Annotated in this window: 4 protein-coding genes; 3 read left to right on the top strand and 1 reads right to left on the bottom strand. The window is 52.7% G+C overall.

Translation table 11 applies throughout. The features are described 5' to 3' along the window. The 3 genes from AB4Z11_RS27805 to AB4Z11_RS27795 form a co-directional block, all read left to right on the top strand. The coding region (locus tag AB4Z11_RS27805; RefSeq protein ID WP_442029074.1) for a flagellin at positions 1–1,215 on the top strand (1,215 nt) is incomplete at its 5' end. 98 nt (positions 1,216–1,313) lie between these two features. After that, positions 1,314–1,688: a flagellar protein FlaG gene (locus tag AB4Z11_RS27800; RefSeq protein ID WP_442029073.1), complete on the top strand. Its 375-nt coding sequence runs from the start codon at positions 1,314–1,316 to the stop codon at positions 1,686–1,688. 491 nt (positions 1,689–2,179) lie between these two features. Then, positions 2,180–2,755 (top strand): hypothetical protein, encoded by a 576-nt coding sequence (locus AB4Z11_RS27795; protein ID WP_442029072.1) that lies wholly within the window; start codon positions 2,180–2,182, stop codon positions 2,753–2,755. A gap of 25 nt (positions 2,756–2,780) precedes the next feature. On the opposite strand, the gene AB4Z11_RS27790 is transcribed toward AB4Z11_RS27795, so the two are convergent. Then, positions 2,781–3,100 (bottom strand): hypothetical protein (locus AB4Z11_RS27790; RefSeq protein ID WP_442029071.1); only part of this gene is annotated, 320 nt, incomplete at its 5' end.

Raw genomic sequence — 3,100 nt, 5'->3', positions numbered from 1 at the left:
GAGCTCGACCGCGTGGCCAATACCACTCAGTTCAACGGTCAGAACGTGCTGGACGGTTCCCTCACCTCCGCACAATTCCAGGTTGGCGCGAACTCTGGTCAGACCATCAATATCGGCGTGCAGTCGGCCCGTGCGACCGATATCGGCAACAACACCATGAAGTCCGGCTTCGATAGCACCGCTGCCAAATTCGTGTCCGACGCGTACGCCACTGAATCGAACGGCGTTATCACTGACGAGACGCTGACCTTCACTTCCGGCAACGGCGTGTCGACCACGGTCGACGTCAAGGGCACCAACATCATCACTGACGGCGCCAATACCGCCCACACTCTCGGCGACAGCGCGAAAAAGATTGCGGCGAACGTCAACGCGAAATCCGGTACTTCCGGAGTAACTGCGACCGCAACCACTGAAGCCAATCTCTCTGACCTGGCGGATGGCTCCTACCAGTTCGAACTGCGCGGCGACAACTCGCTGGAAGCTGATCCTAACTCAAAGGCCGTGACCATTTCGGCCAAGGTCAAAAGCGGCGATTTGTCAGCTCTGGCTCAGGCAATTAATGCTCAGAGCGGCACGACCGGTATCTCGGCCTCGATCAAGTCTGGTGCAAGCGGTAAGGAAATCCAGCTGACCAACTCGTCCGGCTCCGATATCCAGATCAAAAACACCAACGCCGACGCGACTGACAAGCTGGCAACGGCCAATATCCGCGGTGCAGATCAGCCCGCCTCCGGTAACAGTCCAGCTATGGCCGCAGCAAAGATTGCTGTCGGCGCGGTGAACACATTCGCTACGATTGGCGGCAAGCTTGACTTCTCGTCCGACAGCGGCTTTACCCTGTCAAGTAGCGTCGGTGCCGGCAAGATTGTTGGCGCTGCTACCGGTTCCGACCTGCAGTCCGTAGCCAAAATTGACGTGTCGACCGTGGACGGTGCCAACGCCGCCTTGAAGACCATCGACTCGGCACTGAACTCAATTAACAGCAACCGTGCATCCTTGGGTGCGATCCAGAACCGTTTCGCTTCCACGATCTCAAATCTGCAAACGACTTCTGAAAATCTGTCCGCGTCTCGTAGCCGAATCCAAGATACTGATTTCGCGTCTGAAACCGCCAACATGACCCGCGGTCAGATTCTGCAACAAGCTGGTACTGCAATGCTGGCACAAGCCAACTCGTTGCCTAACGGTGTCCTGTCCCTGCTACGCGGCTAATCCAGTATCGCCGGTTTATGTGATGGGATCACATATCTCGTAATTATCACCCCGGTATGCCGTTAGGCAGGCCGGGGCTTATGCACACGGGAAGCATCATGAGCGTCGATTCGATAACAAGTAAGTCCAACCAGATTGTAGAACGTCCAAACTCGAACGAAGTCAGTCTCCGACAAGGTTGGGAGCCTGCTTCGAGTGGAAGTCCCTCACCTGGAATTGATAACGCCGTCAATGACGGTACTCCCACACCGGCTTCGACTGAGATCACGAAGGCCGTATCCAAGCTGAACAAGGCTGCGCACGAGAAGGCGTTAGACCTGGAGTTCTCCATCGACAGCGACACAAAAATCTTAGTCGTTAAAGTCGTTGATTTGAACTCCAAGGAAGTGCTTCGCCAGATACCAACTGAAGAAGTTTTGGAGATTGCAAAATCAATCGACTGCAAGCTCAGTCTCATCAGGGATACTGCTTGAGATGACGAAATGAAGAGCAATCTTCATCGTGTTTCGGACGACTTTCTTGTCACCCTCTAATTGCTGTATCCGTATCGTCAAAAGCTGCCGCGTTACTTTTTTCAACGATTTCTATAGGAGATTTCAATGTCTTGGTATCTTGACCAATCTAGTCTGACGAAAAGCAGTGGCGGTGAATGGTGGAACCAAAAACACAACCCCGGGAGTACCGTTCCGATGTCCGGAATTTACAAATGCGTCGGATGTAAGAAGGAGGTCACCTGCAACAAGGGAGACCCGTTCCCGCCACAAAACCACCATCAACACCCAACCGGCCAGGGGCCAGTTCAGTGGAAACTGAACGTTCGCACGAATACTGAAGGCGAATAATCTGCAATGACAAACGCTGCCCTCCGGCCAGGCACCTCACTCGACCAATGACTTGCTCAAGTTACGGCGTAGTTCGAACTACTAATACTCTGCGCAGCAATGCTACTTTTGAGAGGAGAGCGATGTTTAAAAAAATTATGGCGGGGGCAGCAATTTTGTGCGGCATCGCGTTATCGATTTCGCAGATCTTSCAGCAACATTGGGTTAGCGCGGTCGAGTATCTTGTAGCTGGCATGCTGACCGGTACTCTTTTTTTGCTTGGGGACTTTTCTTCAATCAAGAGGCCCGCTTTTATTGGTGGCTTTGCAGTCGTCAGCGGCCTGAGCCTGCTTGCAGTATTTACTGAACACCGCGCGTTTGAAGCAGGACGGGCTGAAGTTTTGGCCGAAGGCGTGGATATCTTCCTTACGCTCGATCCGCTACAGTGCCCACTACCGCCTTCCCGGGTGCACTACCTTCAAGGAGCAGGAGTGAAGACTTGCGCGATGCAGGGCCTTAGCGATCAACTGGACGCCGCACAAGCATTGCAGCGCGCGCATCTAGTTTCACCTGAGATGACTCTAGCCGATGGCGTGTTACAAGCGCCTGGGAAGAAATCTCCTGATTTGTGCGTGAACTTCCTTCGGGAGATCCAACTAGCTTGTCCGAATGTGCTGCCTCATGATCTCGCCGCAAAGTTGACGAAGTTGAGCAATTAGATCGTCCGGAGGTTATCACCACGTATCAATGCGCTGGCATTGCTGTTTCAATTTGTCGCAAAATTTCAGCCAAAGCTTCGCTTGCCGTTTGTAGAAGTTTTGCTGCCTCTTGATCTTCATTAGTCCCTCGGATATCGCCGCCGCGCTTGGCGATCCTGAACATTACGTCTAAGTGAGATTTGGCGCTACTGACAGTGCCAAACGTACGCTTAAGTCGCCATGGAAGGTTGGAATCGATGACGATAAGAGATAACAACTGTTCATCACTCCATCTCGGGAACTCCTCAATGCTTTCGAGATGATGTTTATATCTGGATGGGTCGTAATTCCAATGCAACCTAATGG

Source organism: Pseudoduganella sp. RAF53_2 (genome assembly GCF_052113985.1).
Classification (GTDB): domain Bacteria; phylum Pseudomonadota; class Gammaproteobacteria; order Burkholderiales; family Burkholderiaceae_D; genus Rugamonas.
This window is presented reverse-complemented; position numbering and strand designations above follow the sequence as displayed.

Coding starts and splice junctions, on each gene's coding strand:
- AB4Z11_RS27800 (WP_442029073.1), top strand. CDS start 1,314: ATGAGCGTCGATTCGATAACAAGTAAGTCCAACCAGATTGTAGAACGT.